The sequence below is a fragment of the Acuticoccus sp. genome, assembly GCF_965213555.1.
Lineage (GTDB): Bacteria > Pseudomonadota > Alphaproteobacteria > Rhizobiales > Amorphaceae > Acuticoccus.
Genome location: NZ_OZ243890.1, coordinates 3,288,280 through 3,305,498, shown reverse-complemented (window position 1 = coordinate 3,305,498; position 17,219 = coordinate 3,288,280). Strand labels below are relative to the sequence as shown.

15 protein-coding genes and 1 tRNA gene are annotated in these 17,219 nt (G+C 68.3%); 13 read left to right on the top strand and 3 right to left on the bottom strand.

The genetic code is table 11. The annotated features are described in order from the left end of the window. The first annotated feature begins 175 nt into the window (after positions 1–175). From ACOOE8_RS15545 to ACOOE8_RS15500, 10 genes are all read left to right on the top strand, one after another. Positions 176–1,075, top strand: a complete 900-nt coding sequence (locus ACOOE8_RS15545; protein WP_420392339.1) for a Gfo/Idh/MocA family protein — start codon at positions 176–178, stop codon at positions 1,073–1,075. A gap of 10 nt (positions 1,076–1,085) precedes the next feature. Continuing rightward, positions 1,086–2,237, top strand: coding sequence for a DegT/DnrJ/EryC1/StrS family aminotransferase (locus ACOOE8_RS15540; protein WP_420392338.1), 1,152 nt, complete (start codon positions 1,086–1,088; stop codon positions 2,235–2,237). Between the two features lie 111 nt (positions 2,238–2,348). Then, the gene (locus ACOOE8_RS15535; RefSeq protein ID WP_420392337.1) at positions 2,349–3,047 is read left to right on the top strand and encodes a glutathione S-transferase N-terminal domain-containing protein; all 699 of its coding nucleotides are present in this window, start codon (positions 2,349–2,351) and stop codon (positions 3,045–3,047) included. Positions 3,048–3,121: 74 nt separating this feature from the next. Then, positions 3,122–3,214: transfer RNA gene (locus tag ACOOE8_RS15530), tRNA-Ser, on the top strand. A 106-nt stretch (positions 3,215–3,320) separates the two neighbouring features. Beyond that, positions 3,321–4,325 (top strand): TRAP transporter substrate-binding protein DctP, encoded by a 1,005-nt coding sequence (dctP, locus tag ACOOE8_RS15525; protein WP_420392336.1) that lies wholly within the window; start codon positions 3,321–3,323, stop codon positions 4,323–4,325. A gap of 23 nt (positions 4,326–4,348) precedes the next feature. Continuing rightward, a complete protein-coding gene (locus ACOOE8_RS15520) occupies positions 4,349–4,894 on the top strand; it encodes a TRAP transporter small permease (RefSeq protein ID WP_420392335.1) in 546 nt (181 codons plus the stop codon). Further along, on the top strand, positions 4,891–6,165 hold the full coding sequence (locus ACOOE8_RS15515) for a TRAP transporter large permease (protein ID WP_420392334.1): 1,275 nt from the start codon (positions 4,891–4,893) through the stop codon (positions 6,163–6,165). Before ACOOE8_RS15520 ends, ACOOE8_RS15515 begins: the two co-directional genes overlap by 4 nt. A 228-nt stretch (positions 6,166–6,393) precedes the next feature. Further along, the gene (locus ACOOE8_RS15510; RefSeq protein WP_420392333.1) at positions 6,394–7,677 is read left to right on the top strand and encodes an NRAMP family divalent metal transporter; all 1,284 of its coding nucleotides are present in this window, start codon (positions 6,394–6,396) and stop codon (positions 7,675–7,677) included. 60 nt (positions 7,678–7,737) lie between these two features. Beyond that, complete coding sequence (locus ACOOE8_RS15505) at positions 7,738–8,076, top strand: hypothetical protein (protein ID WP_420392332.1); 339 nt, start codon at positions 7,738–7,740, stop codon at positions 8,074–8,076. 76 nt (positions 8,077–8,152) lie between these two features. Next, entirely contained in the window at positions 8,153–9,904 is a 1,752-nt protein-coding gene (locus ACOOE8_RS15500) for an ABC transporter substrate-binding protein (protein ID WP_420392331.1), read from the top strand. 22 nt (positions 9,905–9,926) lie between these two features. Here the strand turns inward: ACOOE8_RS15500 and ACOOE8_RS15495 are convergent, their stop codons facing one another. From ACOOE8_RS15495 to ggt, 3 genes are all read right to left on the bottom strand, one after another. Continuing rightward, positions 9,927–10,886 (bottom strand): ABC transporter ATP-binding protein, encoded by a 960-nt coding sequence (locus tag ACOOE8_RS15495; protein ID WP_420392330.1) that lies wholly within the window; start codon positions 10,884–10,886, stop codon positions 9,927–9,929. Beyond that, complete coding sequence (locus tag ACOOE8_RS15490) at positions 10,879–11,880, bottom strand: ABC transporter ATP-binding protein (protein WP_420392329.1); 1,002 nt, start codon at positions 11,878–11,880, stop codon at positions 10,879–10,881. Before ACOOE8_RS15490 ends, ACOOE8_RS15495 begins: the two co-directional genes overlap by 8 nt. Positions 11,881–11,941: 61 nt before the next feature. After that, positions 11,942–13,522 (bottom strand): gamma-glutamyltransferase, encoded by a 1,581-nt coding sequence (gene ggt / locus ACOOE8_RS15485; protein ID WP_420392328.1) that lies wholly within the window; start codon positions 13,520–13,522, stop codon positions 11,942–11,944. A gap of 200 nt (positions 13,523–13,722) precedes the next feature. On the opposite strand from ggt, the gene ACOOE8_RS15480 reads away from it, so the two are divergent. Genes ACOOE8_RS15480 through ACOOE8_RS15470 form a run of 3 tightly spaced genes read left to right on the top strand, consistent with a single transcriptional unit; the run spans position 13,723 to position 17,162 of the window. Further along, positions 13,723–15,270 carry an ABC transporter substrate-binding protein gene (locus tag ACOOE8_RS15480; RefSeq protein WP_420392327.1) on the top strand — a complete coding sequence of 516 codons (1,548 nt, stop codon included), beginning with the start codon at positions 13,723–13,725 and terminating at the stop codon, positions 15,268–15,270. 58 nt (positions 15,271–15,328) lie between these two features. Next, positions 15,329–16,276, top strand: coding sequence for an ABC transporter permease (locus ACOOE8_RS15475; RefSeq protein ID WP_420392326.1), 948 nt, complete (start codon positions 15,329–15,331; stop codon positions 16,274–16,276). A 10-nt stretch (positions 16,277–16,286) separates the two neighbouring features. Continuing rightward, entirely contained in the window at positions 16,287–17,162 is an 876-nt protein-coding gene (locus tag ACOOE8_RS15470; protein WP_420392325.1) for an ABC transporter permease, read from the top strand. The last annotated feature ends 57 nt before the right edge of the window (positions 17,163–17,219 follow it).

Sequence of the window (17,219 nt, the reverse complement as noted above, 5' to 3'; positions counted from 1 at the left end):
AACGTGCCCCTCCGCGCACTCACCATTGGGCAGGGTGCGGGGGAGCGGTTCCGGTGCACCGCGATCGATCCGGACGAAGACCAGTAACATCCTGCAACACCATTTGACGGGACATCGCGCCATCGTGGCCTGCCGGTAACTTCTAAGACAACAACCGCATGCTACCTCACCGGCCATGAACGCGCTCAACGTTGCCGTCGTCGGCGTCGGATCCTTCGGTCGCCACCATGTGCGGCACCTGTCCCGCCACGCCCGCGTCGGCTCGGTGACCGTCGTGGACCGCAACGGCGAGCGCGCTCGTGCGTGCGCCGCGACCCACGGCGCCCGCGTGGCCGAGGACGTCGCGAGCGTGTCGCCCGACGCCGCGGTCATCACGGTTGAGACCGAGGCGCACCGCGCCGTCGCCGAATCGCTCATCGCGCGCGGCGTCCACGTGTTCGTGGAGAAGCCCATCGCCGCGAGCGACATCGACGCCTTTGCCCTCGTCGCCGCCGCCGAGCGCGCCGGCGTGGTTCTCCAGGTCGGGCACGTGGAGCGCTTCGCCCCGGCGTTCGTCGCCATCGCCGAGCGAGCGCAAGGCATCCGTAGCATCAAGGCCGTGCGGCACAACCCGCCGAGGCCGACGCCGCCGACGGCCGACGTCGTCGTCGACCTGATGATTCACGACATCGACCTCGCCCTCGCGCTCGCTGCGGCGCCCGTCACCGCCGTGACGGCGGGCACGACGGACGGCGGCGAGGCTGCGACCGCTCGCCTCGACTTCGCGAACGGGGTGGTGGCGCGGCTGTCCGCCTCGCGCCGCGCCGTCGCCACGGAGCGTGCGCTCACCATCGAGGACGCCGGCGGCGCCTGGCACGCGGACCTCCTCACCGGTCGGCTCACCCGCACCACGCCGGGCGGCACCGAGGATCACCTCCTCCCATCCCGCGACAACCTCGCCGCGGAGCTCGACGAGTTCGTCTGCGCCGCCCTCGGTGAGGCCCGCCCCACGGTGGACGGCCGCGCCGGGGCCGCGGCCCTTGCCGTAGCGACCCGCGTGCGCGCGGCCCTGTCGATGTACCCGTTGTCCGCTTGAAAGGCCGACCATGACGCTGAGCCTCGCTCGGGTTGCCGAGACCGACGTCCCGATCCCGCTGTTCGACCTCAAGCGTCAGCAGTCCCGGCTGCGCCACGACATCGACCGGCGCATCGCGCGCGTCCTCGACCATGGCCAGTACGTCCTCGGCCCCGAGGTCGGCGAGCTCGAAGGGCGGCTCGCCTCCTTCGCGGGCGTGCGGCACGCGATCGGCGTCTCGTCCGGACGGGACGCGCTCATCATGGCGCTGATGGCGCTGGGCGTCGGGCCAGGCGATGCCGTCTTCGTCCCCGCGTTCACGTTCTCGGCGACCGCGGCCGTGGTCATCGCCGTCGGCGCGACGCCGGTGTTCGTGGACGTCGACGCGGCGACCTATACGATGGACCCGGCGCGCCTGTGCGACGCGGTGGCGGCAGCACGAGCGCGCGGACTGGCGCCTCGCGCCGTCATGCCCGTGGACCTCTTCGGCCGCCCTACGAACTATGCTGCCCTCGCCGCTGCGGCGGCGCAGCACGGCCTCGCCGTGGTTGCCGACGCGGCGCAGTCGTTCGGCGCCTGGCAGGATGGTCGCCGCGTCGGCGCCCTCGCCCCCATCACCTGCGTCTCGTTCTACCCGACGAAGCCGCTCGGCGCCTTCGGTGACGGTGGCGCCGTGCTGACCGACGACGACGACCTCGCCGCTGCGGTGCGCCAGATCCGCACCCATGGCCGGCAGGGCGACGGCGACGAGGCCATGCGCATTGGCATGACCGGTCGGCTCGACACGATCCAGGCGGCGATCCTGTTGTCCAAGCTTTCCGTCTTCAAGGCCGAGCTCAATCGCCGCGCCGAGATCGCGGCGCTCTACAGCGCACGCCTCGCCGGGGTGTGCACGCTCCCGCCGGCGGACGACGCCGCGCGCTCGGCGTGGGCGCTCTACACCGTGCGCATCCCAGCGCGCGACCGCGTCCGTGCCGCCCTCGCCGAGCGGCAGGTCGGCACCGGGCTGTTCTACCGTGTGCCGCTCCATCGCCACCCGGCCTTCGCCCACCTCCTCAGCGGCGAGGAGCACCTGCCGGTGGCCGAGGCCCTCGCCGATGAGGTCCTCAGCCTCCCCATGGGCCCCGACCTCACGGACGAGGAGGTGCACACAGTGGCCGACGCGGTAGTCGACACGCTGTAGCCAATGGACGGACGGGTGGCGCGCGAAAGCGTGACATGGCACGCATGGTCGCGTTAAGCCTGCGGCGCGGTCCGATCCCGGCCGAGCCCTCGCGCGACAAGAGCGGATGCCATGACGAAGCCCATCGACCTGTACTACTGGCCGACACCGAACGGCTACAAGGTCACCATCTACCTTGAGGAGGTCGGCGCACCGTACGAGGTGCACTACGTCAACATCGGTGCCGGCGACCAGTTCAAGCCCGACTTCCTGGCGATCTCCCCCAACAACCGGATGCCCGCGATCATCGACCCCGATGGTCCGGACGGTCGGGAGATCTCGGTCTTCGAGTCGGGTGCGATCCTGCAGTACCTCGGCCGCAAGTTCGGCAAGTTCTACCCCACCGACGAGCGCCGCAGGGTCCCGGTGGAGGAGTGGCTCATGTGGCAGATGGGTGGCTTCGGCCCCATGCTCGGGCAGAACCATCACTTCAACAACTACGCCCCCGAGGACGTCCCCTACGCCAAGCGGCGCTACACCGACGAGACGCACCGGCTCTACGGAGTGCTCAACGCACGGCTGCAGGGCCGCGAGTACGTCGCAGACGACTACTCCATCGCAGACATGGCGATCGTCGGCTGGGCGAACGGCTGGTCGCGACAGCAGATGGACATCGACGAGTTCCCCAACGTGAAGCGCTGGCTGGAGACGATGAAGGCGCGTCCTGCGGTGGAGCGCGGGATCGCCGTCGGCCAGGAAGAGCGCAAGAAGATGGCGATCGCAACGGACAAGGATCAGCAGTCGATCCTGTTCGGCCAGCGCGCCCGGTAGGCCCGCCATCGCGCCCCTCCTCGGCTTTGGGGTGGCGTTGACGTTGACCCTCGCCCAAGCGTAGCAAGGCATGGGGAGCCGTGGCCGAGAGGCTGAAGGCGGCGGTTTGCTAAACCGTTAGGCGGGGTAAACCCGTCTCGAGGGTTCGAATCCCTCCGGCTCCGCCACGGCTGCGCGCTGGCACCGGCGTGCCATCATCTGTGCGGTCGCAACCGTTGTGTCATCAACCGCCTCGAACGAGCGGCTACCGAACAAGGATGGGAGGATTGGTCCATGAAGTGGGAAAGATGCGCCTTCGGGCTTGGCATGGTGATCGCGGTCACCTGCGCTGGTCCGGCGCTCGCCGAGCGCACCCTGCGGCTATCGCTGCAGGTCGCGACCAACCATCCGGTCGGACAGAACATCCTCTACTTCAAGGAGGAGGTCGAGGAGCTGTCCGGCGGTGAGATCGAGGTCGAGGTCTACGACGCCGCCCAGCTCTACAAGGGCTCGGAGATCCCGCAGGCGGTGGGGTCGGGCGCCATCGACATGGGCCTCGTCCTCATCGACGAGTATGCCGGGACCATCCCCGCCACGGGCATCTTTTCCGTCGCCTTCATGTTCCCGGGCTACGAGGAGCTTGCGAAGGCTGCGGCGCCCGGCAGCCCCGTCCGCCAGAAGATCGACGACCTGATCCTCGACACGGGCACCCGGGTGCTGTGGTGGCAGGACTACGGGCCGATCCAGCTCCTGTCGAACGATGAGCCCCTGCGCATGCCCTCCGACCTCGAGGGCAAGAAGGTCCGTGCGCTCGGCAAGCCATCCGGCGAGTTCGTGGAGGCCGCTGGCGGCATCCCCGTCAAGATCGGCGGATCGGAGCAGTTCATGGCGTACCAGCGCGGCACGGTGGACGTCGGGATGACCGGCCTCACCGCCGTGCAGAGCCGCAACCTGTTCGAGGTCATGGACTACGCTACCATGACGAACCACGCGCAGATCGAGTTCCTCGTCGTCATCAACGAGGACCTTTGGCAGTCCATGTCGGATCAGGAGCGGGAGTGGATGACGACTGCGGCTCGGAACGCCGAGGAGAAGATGCGGGCCGAGACCCGCCAGCAGCACGAGGACGCCGCCGAGTGGCTGCGGTCGAACACCGAGATGGAGGTGATCGATCTTACTCCGCAGGAGATCGACGCCTGGAAGGAGGCCGCGGCGCCCGCCATCGAGGCGTTCGTGGCCTCGGCCGGTGAGCTCGGCGAAGAGCTCGTGAACGAGGTTCGCGCGCTGCAGGGCCAGTGACCTCGAACGACCGGACGGCGCCCGTGCGCGGTCCGGTCCTCCTCGCGGCGGTGGACGCCGTGTCCGGCCTCGCCGCCCGCGTCAGCGACGTCCTCGTCGTCCTGATCGCGATCATGCTCGCCTACGAGGTCGGTGCGCGGTACCTCTTCCTCGCGCCGACCAAGTGGACGCACGACGTCTCGATCGTCCTGCAGATCTGGCTGACCTACCTCGGCATGGCCTTCGTCCTGCGTCAGCGCGACATGATCCGCATCACGGCGCTGATCGCCCTCCTCGGGCCGAACGGGCGGCGGATCATCGAGGCCGTCTCGCTCGTCGCGATCCTCGCCTTCTGCGTCGTCGCCTTCCTGGCCGCTTGGGACGTGGTGCGCGACAGCCTGGCGCTCGGGCGCCGCCAGCCGACGATGCTCGCCATGCCCAACTGGATCGGCGAGGTGCCGGTGATCGTCGGCTTCGCGCTCCTGTTCCTCCAGGCGTTGTGCGACCTCGTGCGCCTCCCCTTCCGACCGGCGCCGACCTTCGCCCCGCCCACCGAGCTTCCGGACGACGAGGGGCGCGACAGGCCATGACGCTCGTCGCCATCGTCGCGGCGCTCCTCGCGCTGTTGTTCCTCGGCGTGCCGGTGGCCTTCGCGCTCGCCGGCCTTGGCACGATCATGCTCGAGCTGAAGGGCCTGCCCCTCGTCATGGTGGCGCAGAACCTTCACAACGCCCTCGACAGCTTCGTGCTGATCGCCGTGCCCCTCTTCCTCCTGATGTCGAACATCCTGCTGCGGGGGGGTGTCGGGCGGGACCTGTTCGACGCGGTCCAGAGCTGGGTCGGCCACTGGCCGGGCGGGCTCGGCATCGCGGCGCTGCTGTCGTGCGGGATCTTCTCGGCGATCTCCGGCTCGTCCGTGGCAACCGCCGCCACCGTCGGGACGGTGGCGATCCCCGAGATGGAGCGCCGCGGCTACGATCGCTCCTTCACCCTCGGCATGCTGGCCGCCGGGGGCACGCTCGGCATCCTCATCCCGCCGTCGATCCCCCTCATCGTCTACGGCGTGATCACCGAGGAGAGCATCGGCAGCCTGTTCCTCGCAGGCGTCGGACCGGGCCTCCTGCTCATCGCCCTCTTCAGCGCCTACGGCGTCTTCGCTGCGCGCTGGGATGGGAAGGCCGAGAAGCTCCCGCCTGCCACGTGGGCCGAGCGTGGGCGCGCCACGCTGAAGGCGACGCCCACCGCCGGCATCGCCATCCTGATGCTGGGCGGGATCTACAGCGGGGCGTTCACGCCGACCGAGGCCGCGGCGGTCGGCGCAGTCGCATCCCTGCTAGTCACCGCGCTCGTCCTACGCACGCTCACCTTCCGCGACTTCGTGGCCGCGGTTCGCGCCACGACCGTGACGACGATCGTGCTCTTCCTCATCGTCATCGGCGCCAAGATCTTCGGCAAGGCTGTGACGATCTACCAGGTCCCGGCGCAGCTCTCGCAGCTCGTCGACACCCACGTGGCCGACCCGACCTTGTTCATCGTCATCGCATCGCTGGTTTTGCTCTTCATCGGTCTGTTCCTGGAGAGCCTGTCGATGCTCCTCATCATGGTTCCCGTGATGCTGCCGACCGTGCTCGCGCTGGGGATCGATCCGATTTGGTTCGGCGTCTTCTTCGTCCTTCTGATCGAGGTCGCGCTCATCACGCCGCCGGTCGGGTTGAACCTGTTCGTGATCCAGGCGGTTGCGAGGTCTCCGCTCGGCACGGTCGTGCGCGGCGTCACCCCATTCGTGGCGCTGATGCTCCTTGCGGTCGTGCTGATCGTGGCCGTTCCACAGATCGTGCTGTTCCTGCCGTTCGGGCTGTGAGCCGATAGCGTCGACGGCCGCAAGATCGCAACGTCGGCGCAACTCCACGTGCCGGTGCCGCAGCCCGGCGGACCGGCTCGACCCGCACGCACGCCTGCAGCGGCCCGTAACCACGGTCGGGCGACGTGACCCGCCTCCATCCTCCGAGCTTGCATTCTAAGGTTGTGTTTCCTACACGGGCTCGATCGAAGGCCGAACAAAGTCGAACTTCCCTGGGAAGACGTCCTCATGAGTGAGCTGACCACTGCTCAGGTGCCGACCGGAGCTGCGACCGTGGTTCGGTTTGGACGAGCGTTCGGTCCGGGCATCATGCTGGCTGGGGCCGCGATCGGCGGGTCGCACCTTGTCTCATCGACGCAGGCAGGCGCGATCTTCGGATGGGGGCTCCTCCCCGTGCTCCTCGCGGTCAACCTTGCGAAGTACCCCTTCTTCAGGGCGGCGGTGCAGTACACCAGCGCGACGGACGAGACCGTGCTGCATGGGTACGCAAGGCTCGGCCGCGCGCACGTCGGCGTCTTCTTCCTCATCACGCTGTTGACGTCGATCCTCAACATCGCTGGGGTCATCATGATCACGGCGAGCTTGGCTCTGCTCGTCGGTCTTCCGGAGACCGTGTCGCTGGCCTCGTCCGCCATCGTGACCACATGGCTGTGCGCGGGGTTGGTGCTGGCAAACCGCTTCTCGCTCCTCAGCGGCATCATCCAGATCGTCATCGTCGTCCTGTTCGCCGCGACGTTCGTCGCCCTGGGGCTCGCAGCGATGCATTTTGCCGAGGCGCCCGATGCCCAGCGCGTCTCGCAAGCCGTCGATCTGGCGAGCATCGGCTTCATCATTCAATTCATGGGATGGATGCCGGCCCCCATCGACGTTGCTGCTTGGCCGTCGATCTGGGCGCGGCAGCAGGCGACAGAGTGCGGGTACTCGATGACCTGGCGCTCCCGGTCGCTCGACTTCCACGTCGGCTACATCGTGACCGTCATCCTTGCGATGATGTTCCTGGCGCTCGGCAAGCTCGTCTACGGTGGCACAAATGAGCCCGTCGCCATGATCGGCGGTGCCTTTGCGCGCGACCTCGTCGACCTTTACGCAGGCGCGATCGGCACGTGGGCGGTTCCGCTCATCGCCGGCGCTGCGTTCCTGACGATGTTCTCCACCGCGCTCACGTGCTTCGATGCCTGGCCGAGGTCGCTCGCACTCAGCCTATCGCTCCTGCTGGGCGCGCCGCAGCAGGACGGACTCCTGAGGCTCGTGTTCCTCCTGGGTCTTGCCCTCGCCTGCCTTCTTACCATCGGCTTCTGGTCCGACAACGTTGGGGAACTCTTGTTCCTCGCGATGGTGGTGTCGTTCACGACGTCGCCGATCCTCGCATGGTTCAACCTGCGCGTCATGCAGCTCGCGAACGTGCCGCCGGGCATGCGGTTTGGTCCGGCGCTCGTCGCGCTCAGCTGGTTCGGGCTCGTGTTCCTCGTGCTCGGTTCTGTCGCCTTCATCATCTGGCTCGTTGCGACCTGAGGAGATCGAGGGATGCGCATCCGTTGTTCGGTTCTTGGCAAAGCCGGCCTGGTCTCTGCCATGACCGCGCTCGGCCTCGCAGCTGGCGTAGCGTCGGAACCCGATCCACTGGTCGGGCGATGGGAAGATCCGCGTGATGGTCTGCGCCTCGCCGTCGAGGCGGACGGCACGTACACCGTCGCGCCGACCGACCGTGCGGCACTCACGGGCACCTGGAGCCGCGACGTGGCCGACGTCGTGACCTTCACCAACGACGCCGACGCCGCGGTGTGCGCCGGGGTGCCGGGGCGCTATGAAGCCATCGTCTCGCGGGAGCAAGCCTCGTTCGTCGTCCTTGAGGATGCCTGCACGCCGCGCATGGATCACCTCGAGGATACCTTCGTCGCCGATGACGACTGAGATCGTCGTCGCGCCGCCCGGCGATCGGCAGACGCACTGACCCCGTGCATCGCTTCGCGTTCCCAGCTCACCGCGAATGGTGACCAGTCCCTGGCCAGCCCGTCTCGCGCGGGTTCTTGCCGTTGCCGCTCTCCTCGTGGCGGGTCTCGCCGCTAATCCGCACGCCTCGGCGGGAGCGATGGAGCGGAAGCTCCGCGTGCAGTTGTCATGGAGCCATCAAGCAGAGTTTGCCGGCCTCTACGTCGCAAAGATGCGCCAATACTTCGAGGACGAGGGGCTCGACGTCGAGATCCTCGAAGGCGCGCCGCACATCAATGCCGTCGAGCGGGTGCAGAGCGGCGCTGCGGACGTCGCCATCGACTGGATGCTGAACGCGATCCGCCATTCGCGCCCCGGCGCCGAGCTCGTCAACGTCGCGCAGGAGTACGCAGGTTCCTCGCTCATCTACGTGTGTCGCAGGAGCGCCGGCATCCACACGATGGACGACGTCGCCGGTCGAGAGATCGGCGTCTGGGGCATCGGCGACGAAACGATCTTCAAGGCGATGCTCGAGCAGCGCGGCCTCGATCCAGCTTCGGTCGTCTTCAAGCCGCAGGAGCCCGATGGCCGTTCGTTCCGATCGGGCGAGCTGCCATGCGTCTCGGCGACGAAGTACAACGAGTACTGGAGCATCCTGCGCGATGAAGTCGACGCTGCAGAGCTCCTCGTGCTCGACCCCGTCGCATCCGACATCCCGCACTTCGACAACGGCGTCTACGTCCTCGCTTCGGCGCTTCAGTCCCAACGCTTCGTGGAGGACCTTGCGAAGTTCATCGACGGGCTTGGTCGCGGATGGCGTGACGCGCGCAGCGCCCCTGCCCTCGCGCTGGAGGCGACCAAGCGTTACGTGCCGGCGGACGTCTTCGATCATGATCACCAGCGCTTCATGCTCGAGATCGCGCTCGAGCTCATCACGGATGACCAGCGGTTCGGCTACTTCGACATCGCGCAGTTCGAGCGCGCCACAGCGAGCTACCTCGCCGACCTCGTCGTGCCGAATGCAGCACCGATCTGGACCCATCAGGTGTGGAATGTCATTCGAACGACGACCGGCCGCGACCACCTCCTGACGGACGCGACGCTGTACTACGCTTCCAGGATATTCCATAGCGAGCTGTTCTTCATGTTCACTCTGTTCGGCATCGTTAACTTCGCGATGTCGGGGGTCATCGAAGCACTTAACCGCGGCTACGATTTGTGGGGTCGGTTGATCCTAGCAGCGGTATCGGGGCTTGGCGGCGGCACCATCCGCGATTTGCTGATCGGACAGGAAGGCGCGTTGTTCTACGTCCTCGATCCGACCATCCCGCTGTCGATTGCCGCGATGGTGCTGCTGGTCTCAGGCATCGCCGTGCCGTTCCCAGATGTCCACCAGGCTGCCGCCGTCCGGCGCTTGAAGTCGGTCACCGACATCTTGGGCTTTGCGGTGCTTGCCATCGTCGGCGCGCAGGTCGCGATCTCGGCGAACCTTCCGTTGATCTGGGTGCCGTTCTGTGCTGCGCTCACCTGCGCCGGTGGGGGCGCGCTGCGCGACATCGCCACCAACTCGCAGCCGCGCACCTTTCAGGGTGTCATCTATGAAGAGATCGCGGTCGTCGGCGGCGTCGTCTATGTCACGCTGCTGGTCCTCCTGCAGGAGAACGAACACAACGCGACCCCCACCATCGTCTCCGCCTTGTCGGCGATGATCGTGATGGCGTTCCTGCGCACGCTCGTCCAGATGTACGACCTGAAGTACCCCGCGTGGCTACTTGCCCGTCGCGCGCCGTTGGATGAGGCTGCACGATGAGGCTGCGCCGGCCAGCCCCTCCTCAATCGTTGAGGTGACACGCCGCGAGGTGGTCGGCCGCGACCTCCTTCATGCGCGGCGTCTCGGTCGTGCAGCGCGCGAACGCCTTGGGGCAGCGGGTGTGGAAGCGGCATCCGGATGGCGGCGAGATGGGGCTCGGGACGTCGCCCTTGAGGAGGACGCGCTCGCGCGCGGCCTCCGGATCGGGCACCGGCACCGCGGCCAGGAGGGCCTCTGTGTAGGGGTGGGCGGGGCGCTCGAACAGCGCGCGCTTCGGCGCGAGCTCGACGATCTCGCCGAGGTACATGACGGCGATGCGGTGGCTGATGTGCTCGACCACCGCAAGGTCGTGGGCGATGAACAGGTAGGCGATGCCGAACTCCCCCTGCAGCCGGGTGAGGAGGTTGATCACCTGCGCCTGCACGGAGACGTCGAGCGCCGAAACCGGCTCGTCGCAGACGATCAGCGACGGGCGCAGGGCCAGCGCCTTGGCGATGACGAGGCGCTGGCGCTGACCGCCGGAGAACTCGTGCGGGTAATGGTGCATCTGCTCCGGCCGCAGTCCGACCCTATCGAACAGCTCGGCGATCGTGGCCTCGTCGATGGGAACGTCGAAGTTCCGCAGCGGCTCCGCGACGATGTCGAAGGCGCTCATGCGCTGGTTGAGCGCGGAGTACGGATCCTGGAAGATCGCCTGCAGCTGACGCCGGCGCGGACGCACCTTGCGGCGGTCGAGGTGGGTTATGTCCTCCCCCGCAAGGTGGATCGACCCCGACGTCGGCTCGATGAGCCGCAGCACGCAGCGCGCCACGGTGGATTTGCCGCAGCCGCTCTCACCCACGACGCCGAGCGTTTGGCCACGGTCGAGGCGGAAGCTCACGCCGTCGACCGCGCGGACCACGCCGGTCCGCCGCTGGAAGATCCCGCGGCGGACCGGAAAGTGCTTGGTGAGGTCGCGGACCTCGAGCAGGGCCTCAGCCATGGCGCACGTCCGGCGCCGCGGCGAGCGCGTCCCAGTGGAAGCAGGCGGTGAACCGCCCCGGCTGCACCTCGAGGAGCGGTGGCTCCTCGGCGCGGCATCGGGAGGTCGCGAAGGAGCAGCGCGGCGCGAAGCGGCACCCTCCCGGCGGATCGCGGAGCGATGGGACGAACCCCTCGAGCTCCTCGAGCGGCGCGCGTTCCTCCCCGGGATCGTGGCCCGGCTGGGGCAAGCGCGGGATCGAGCCCAGCAGTCCCCGCGTGTAGGGGTGGAGCGGCTGGCGGAACAACGGCTTCACCGCGGCGCGCTCCACCACCTTCCCCGCATACATCACCACCACGCGGTCGGCGGTCTCCGCGACCACGCCGAGGTCGTGCGTGATCATGATCACCGCCATCCCGAGCCGCTGCTTGAGGTCGCGAACCAGGGCGAGGATCTGCGCCTGGACGGTGACGTCCAGCGCCGTGGTGGCCTCGTCGGCGATGAGCAGCTTCGGATCGCAGCTCAGCGCCATCGCGATCATGACGCGCTGGCGCATCCCCCCGGAGAGTTCGAACGGGTACTGGTCGAGCCTGCGCTCGGGGTCGGGGAGGCGCACGAGCTCCAGCATCGCCAGCGCATGACGGCGCGCCTGCATCCGGCTCAACCGCCTGTGCACCTTCAGCGCCTCGACGAGCTGGTAGCCGATCTTCAGGACCGGGTTGAGCGAGGTCATCGGCTCCTGGAAGATCATCGCGAGCTCGCCGCCGCGGAACGCGCGCATGGCCGCGTCGTCCAGCGCCGTGAGGTCCCGCCCCTCGAACATGATGTTCCCGCCGGTGACGCGCGCGTTCCGTCGCGGCAGGAGGCCCATCACCGAGAGCGCGGTGACGCTCTTGCCACTGCCGCTCTCGCCGACGACGCCGACGGTCTCGCCGCGCCGCACGTCGAAGCTGATGCCGTCGACCGCGCGAACGACGCCGTCGCGGGTGAAGAACTGCGTGCGGAGGTCTTGCACAGCAAGGAGCGGTTCGGCGTCGCTCGCCGACCCTCGAGGCCTCGCCTCCGGCGCAACGGCCTCAGTGGCCAAGCGCGCACCCGTCCTTGCGCGGGTCCGACCCGCCGATCAGCACGTCGCGTTCCCGGTCGAACCAGATGGCCTGTCCACCGCCGTGGGGCGAGGCGGCGGTGGCGACGTCGTGCCCTCGAGCCGCGAGGTCGGCCGCAACTCCCGCCGCGATGGTGGGCTCGAGCTGCAGCTCGCCCTCGAAGGCAAAGCTCCGCGGCCATGCGAGCGCCTCCTGGGGATCCAGCTCGTCGTCGAGCAGGCGGGAGAGGAACTCCGCATGCCCGGTCGGCTGGTAGTGCCCGCCCATCACGCCGAACGGCATGACCCAGTCCCCGTCCTGCATCACCATCCCCGGCATCAGGGTGTGCATGGTGCGCTTGCGCGGTGCGATGGCGTTCGCGTGGGTGGGATCGAGGCTGAAGTAGGCCCCACGGTTCTGCAACATCACGCCCGACCCTGGGGCGAGGATCGCGCTGCCGAAGCCGTTCGCCAGCGAGTTGATGAACGAGACCGCGGTGCGGTCCTTGTCCACCACGCAAAGGTACGTCGTGTCGGCGGGCACCGGCACGCGCGCTTCCTGGGCGCGTCCCGCGCGCTCCATGGCGATGCCGGCCCGGATCGCGTCCGTGTGCGACGCGGACAGCAGCGCGTCGACCGGGATGTCCACCATGGCCGGATCGCTGATGTAGCGGTCGCGGTCGGCGTAGGCCGCCTTGGTGGCCTCGGCGAGGAGGTGGATGCGATCCGCCTCGCCCATTCCGGCGAGCTCGTAGCCGGAGAGGACGTTCAGGATGATGAGCGCGATGAGGCCCTGCCCGTTCGGCGGCAGCTCGAGGATGTCGTAGCCGCGGTAGCGGGTCGAGATCGGCTCGACGTACTCGACGGTGTTCTCGGCGAGGTCCGCCAGGGTGTGGAGGCCACCCAGCGCCGCGAGGCGGTTCACGATGTCCTCGGCGACCCAGCCCTCGTAGAACCCTGCGCGACCGTCCGCGGCGATGGCCTCGAGGGTCGCCGCCAGCGGCGGACAGCGGAAGCGTGTCCCGGCGCGAGGCGCCTCGCCGCCGGGAAGGTAGTGTTCTGCCGTGATGGGGTCGCCGGCGAGCTTTTGCGCAAGCTCGCCCCAGTCGTTCGCCACCCTCGGCGCGACGACGTAGCCCTCGTGCGCGGAGCGGATGGCGGGGCCGAGGAGCTCGCCGAGCGGCCTTGAGCCATGGTCGGCGTGGAGGCGGCACCAGGCGTCGACGGCGCCGGGCACCGTCACCGAGTGCGCGGAGGTCCGTCCGATCTCGGTGACGCCGTTGTCGTGGTACCAGTCGAGCGTCGCGGCGGCGGGGGCGCGGCCCGACCCGTTGAGGCCGATCGGCGGCGCCCCGTCCTTGGCGAGAAGGACGAATGCATCCCCGCCGACGCCGGTCGAATGGGGTTCGATGACGCAAAGCTGCGCCACGGCGGCGAGTGCGGCGTCGACGGCATTGCCCCCGGAGCGCAGGACGTCGACCGCGGTGAGGGTCGCAGCAGGGTGCGCCGTCGCCGCCATCCCCCCGCCGGCCATCGCCGCGGATCGGCCTTCGAAGAAGGTGCGCGTTTGCATACGGGATCCGTTCCCCCTGTTGTCGTCGACGATGGTGGCGCCAGCTCCCTCGACGCCTTCCGGCGCCATCCTTGGTCGCTCGCCGCGTGGTACGCCTCTTGCAGCAATCGTGCCTTGTAATCGACCGGCAGAGAAGCCGATCATCGGAGAGCCGCAAAAAGGAGGACGCAAACGTGTCAGGATTTAGAGGAGCCATCCCCATGGCGATCGCCTTGGTCGGCGTCGTCACCTCGACGGGAAGCTCGGTCGCCCAGGACACCTCGACGTTGCGCGTGGTCCCGTACGCGGACCTGCGGAACCTCGACCCCATCTGGACGACGGCGACGATCACGCAGAACCACGGCTACATGATCTACGACACGCTGTTCGCCATGGACGAGAGCCTGACGCCGCAGCCGCAGATGGTCGACACGTACGAGGTGAGCGACGACGGCCTCACCTACACGTTCGACCTGCGCGAGGGGCTGACCTTTCATGACGGGACGCCGGTGGAGGCGCAGGACGTGGTCGCCTCGCTCAATCGCTGGGCAGCGCGCGACAACATGGGCGGCGCGCTGATGGAGGTCACCTCGTCGCTGTCGGCGGTCGACGCGGACACCATCGAGCTCGTGCTCACCGAGCCTTACGGCCTCGTCCTCGACAGCCTCGCCAAGCCCGTCAGCAACGTGCCGTTCATCATGCCGGCCGAGGTCGCGGCGACCGATCCGTTCGAGCAGATCGACAACTACGTCGGGTCGGGACCGTTCGTCTTCGACGAAGAGGCCTGGGTGCCGGGCAACAAGGTCGTCTACCGCAAGTTCGAGGACTACGTGCCGCGCGAGGAGCCGCCCTCCGCGCTGGCAGGCGGCAAGGTGGCCAAGGTCGACACGGTCGAATGGTACTACCTGCCCGATCCGGCGACGGCCATCGCAGCGCTGCGCAACGACGAGGTCGACTTCTACGAGTCGCCCCCCATCGATCTCGTCCCCGTGCTCGAGGCGGACGGCGACATCGTCGTCGAGGAGCAGGACCCCTACGGCCAGATCGTCATCCTGCGGCCGAACCATCTGCATCCGCCGTTCGACAAGAAGGAGGCGCGGCAGGCGTTGGCCTACATGGTGAACCAGACCGAGTACATGACGGCGATGGTCGGCGACCCGGACTTCTGGCAGACCTGCCCGTCGCTGATGATGTGCGGGACGCCGGTGGAGACCTCGGCGGGCGGCGGCGAGCGCATGCTGGACGGCAACCTCGAGAAGGCGAAGGAGCTGATGGCGTCGGTCTACGATGGTGAGAAGGTGGTCGTCATGCACCCCACCGATCACCCGTCGGGTCCGACCGCACTCGTCACCGCATCGAACCTGCGCAAGCTCGGCGTCGACGTCGAGCTCCAGGCGATGGACTGGGCCACCCTCACGTCCCGCCGTGCGTTGAAGGAGGCGCCTGCCGATGGCGGCTGGAACATCTTCCACACCCGCACACGCATCGGCGCGGCCTCGCCGGTCTCGCACCTCGCGGTGTCGGCCGGCGACACCGCCTGGTTCGGCTGGCCGCAGAACGAGAAGGTGGAGGAGCTGCGCTTCGCGTGGGCCACGGAGCCGGACGCCGGCAAGCGTGCCGAGATCATGGACGAGCTCCACGCCGAGCTGATGGAGTATCAGCCGTTCGTGATGGTCGGCCAGTACCAGATGCCGTCCGCCTGGCGCTCCAACGTCGATGGTGTGCTCAAGGCGGCGGCGTTGCCGTTCTGGAACATCTCCGTAGAGTGATGCCGGGCGCGCGGCGGGACCCTTCCCGCCGCGCCCCGCGACGCTGAGGGCGCTGCCGATGCTGGCCTACACTGTCCGGCGGATCGTTGCGACGGCGCCCGTCCTGTTGGTCGTGACCGTCGTCATCTTCCTGCTCCTGCACCTCAACCCGAACGATCCTGCAGCGATCATCGCCGGCGACTTCGCCCAGCCGGAGCACATCGAGCAGATCCGGGAGAGGCTCGGCCTCGACCGACCGCTCTACGTGCAATACTTCGACTGGATCGGCCGTGTCCTGCAGGGTGACCTCGGCACGTCGATCTACAACGATCGGACGGTGGCCTCGCTCATCCTCCAACGCGTCGAGCCGACCATCGCGCTCACCCTGTCGACCATCACGTTCGCGGTTCTGGTCGGCGTCCCGCTCGGGGTGCTTGCCGCGTGGACGGCAGGCCGCACGACCGATCGGGCGGTGATGATCCTCGCGGTCGCGGGGTTCTCGTTGCCGGTGTTCGTGCTCGGCTACATCCTGGTCTACGTCTTCGCGATGACCCTGCAACTCCTCCCCGTGCAGGGCTACACGAGCTTTCGCGAAGGGATCATCCCGTTCCTGCGCAGCCTCGTCCTGCCGACGCTTTCCCTCGGCATGATCTACGTCGCGCTCATCGCCCGCATGACCCGGGCGAGCGTCATCGAGGTGCTCAACCAGGACTACATCCGCACCGCGCGTGCCAAGGGCCTCTCCACGCCTCCGATCCTCCTCATCCATGCGCTGAAGAACGCGGCGGTCCCGATCGTCACCACCATCGGGCTCGGGATCGCCCTCCTCATCAGCGGTGTCGTGGTGACGGAGACGGTGTTCGCGATCCCAGGCGTCGGTCGGCTCACGGTGGACGCCATCGTCCGCAAGGACTACCCGGTGATCCAGGGCGTGCTGCTCGTCTTCACGGTCGTCTACGTGTTCGTGAACCTGATGATCGACCTCAGCTACTCGCTGTTCGACCCCCGCATCCGGTATCAAACCTGAGGAGACCGCGATGGCCGTGGTCGGCGCCAACCCGGCGGTTGCTCCCTCGATGCGTCGCAGCGGCGCCGCGTTCGTGCGGCGCCACCCTACCCTCACGGGCGGACTGTTCATCCTGTGCGCGCTCGTCGCGACGGCCGCGGTCGCCCCGGTGCTGGGCCTTCGCGATCCCATCGAGCTCGACGTGATCAACCGGCTCAAGGGGCCGTCCGCCGAACATCCGTTCGGGACGGACATGATGGGTCGCAGCGTGCTCAGCCGCGTGATCTACGGTGCGCAGGTCTCGCTGATGGTCGGGCTGTGCGTGGCCTTCTTCGCAACGCTCATCGGCCTCGTCACCGGGCTCCTCGCCGGCTTCGTGAAGTGGGTCGACCTCATCGTGATGCGGGTGATGGACGGCCTCATGGCGATCCCCTCGGTGCTCCTCGCCATCGCGTTCATGGCGCTCGCGGGATCGAGCATCCGCAACATCATCATCGCGATCACCATTCCCGAGATCCCGCGGGTGACGCGCCTGGTGCGCGGGGTCGTGATGAGCGTGCGCGAGCAGCCGTTCGTGGAGGCTGCGATCGCGGCGGGGACGCGCGACCGCGTGCTCCTGCGCCGGCACATCCTGCCGACCACGGTGCCGCCGCTCATCGTGCAGGCGACCTACATCTGCGCGGCCGCGATCATCTCTGAGGCGTACCTAAGCTTCCTCGGCGCCGGCGTCCCGCCCGAGATCCCGAGCTGGGGCAACATCGTCGCCGAGGGGCGGGCGCTGTTCACCGTCGCACCCTGGACCGTGCTCTTCCCGAGCATCCTCCTGGCGCTCACCGTCCTCGCGGTGAACGTCGTCGGCGACGGGCTGCGCGACCGGCTCGATCCGCAGATGCAGCGCCGGATGTAGCTCCGAAGCGGTCGAGGCTCCGACCGATCCTGCCCGGGCACGCACGGCACGGCCGCG

Coding starts and splice junctions, on each gene's coding strand:
- ACOOE8_RS15545 (WP_420392339.1), top strand. CDS start 176: ATGAACGCGCTCAACGTTGCCGTCGTCGGCGTCGGATCCTTCGGTCGC.
- ACOOE8_RS15540 (WP_420392338.1), top strand. CDS start 1,086: ATGACGCTGAGCCTCGCTCGGGTTGCCGAGACCGACGTCCCGATCCCG.
- ACOOE8_RS15535 (WP_420392337.1), top strand. CDS start 2,349: ATGACGAAGCCCATCGACCTGTACTACTGGCCGACACCGAACGGCTAC.
- dctP (WP_420392336.1), top strand. CDS start 3,321: ATGAAGTGGGAAAGATGCGCCTTCGGGCTTGGCATGGTGATCGCGGTC.
- ACOOE8_RS15515 (WP_420392334.1), top strand. CDS start 4,891: ATGACGCTCGTCGCCATCGTCGCGGCGCTCCTCGCGCTGTTGTTCCTC.
- ACOOE8_RS15510 (WP_420392333.1), top strand. CDS start 6,394: ATGAGTGAGCTGACCACTGCTCAGGTGCCGACCGGAGCTGCGACCGTG.
- ACOOE8_RS15505 (WP_420392332.1), top strand. CDS start 7,738: ATGACCGCGCTCGGCCTCGCAGCTGGCGTAGCGTCGGAACCCGATCCA.
- ACOOE8_RS15500 (WP_420392331.1), top strand. CDS start 8,153: ATGGTGACCAGTCCCTGGCCAGCCCGTCTCGCGCGGGTTCTTGCCGTT.
- ACOOE8_RS15495 (WP_420392330.1), bottom strand. CDS start 10,886: ATGGCTGAGGCCCTGCTCGAGGTCCGCGACCTCACCAAGCACTTTCCG.
- ggt (WP_420392328.1), bottom strand. CDS start 13,522: ATGCAAACGCGCACCTTCTTCGAAGGCCGATCCGCGGCGATGGCCGGC.
- ACOOE8_RS15480 (WP_420392327.1), top strand. CDS start 13,723: ATGGCGATCGCCTTGGTCGGCGTCGTCACCTCGACGGGAAGCTCGGTC.
- ACOOE8_RS15475 (WP_420392326.1), top strand. CDS start 15,329: ATGCTGGCCTACACTGTCCGGCGGATCGTTGCGACGGCGCCCGTCCTG.
- ACOOE8_RS15470 (WP_420392325.1), top strand. CDS start 16,287: ATGGCCGTGGTCGGCGCCAACCCGGCGGTTGCTCCCTCGATGCGTCGC.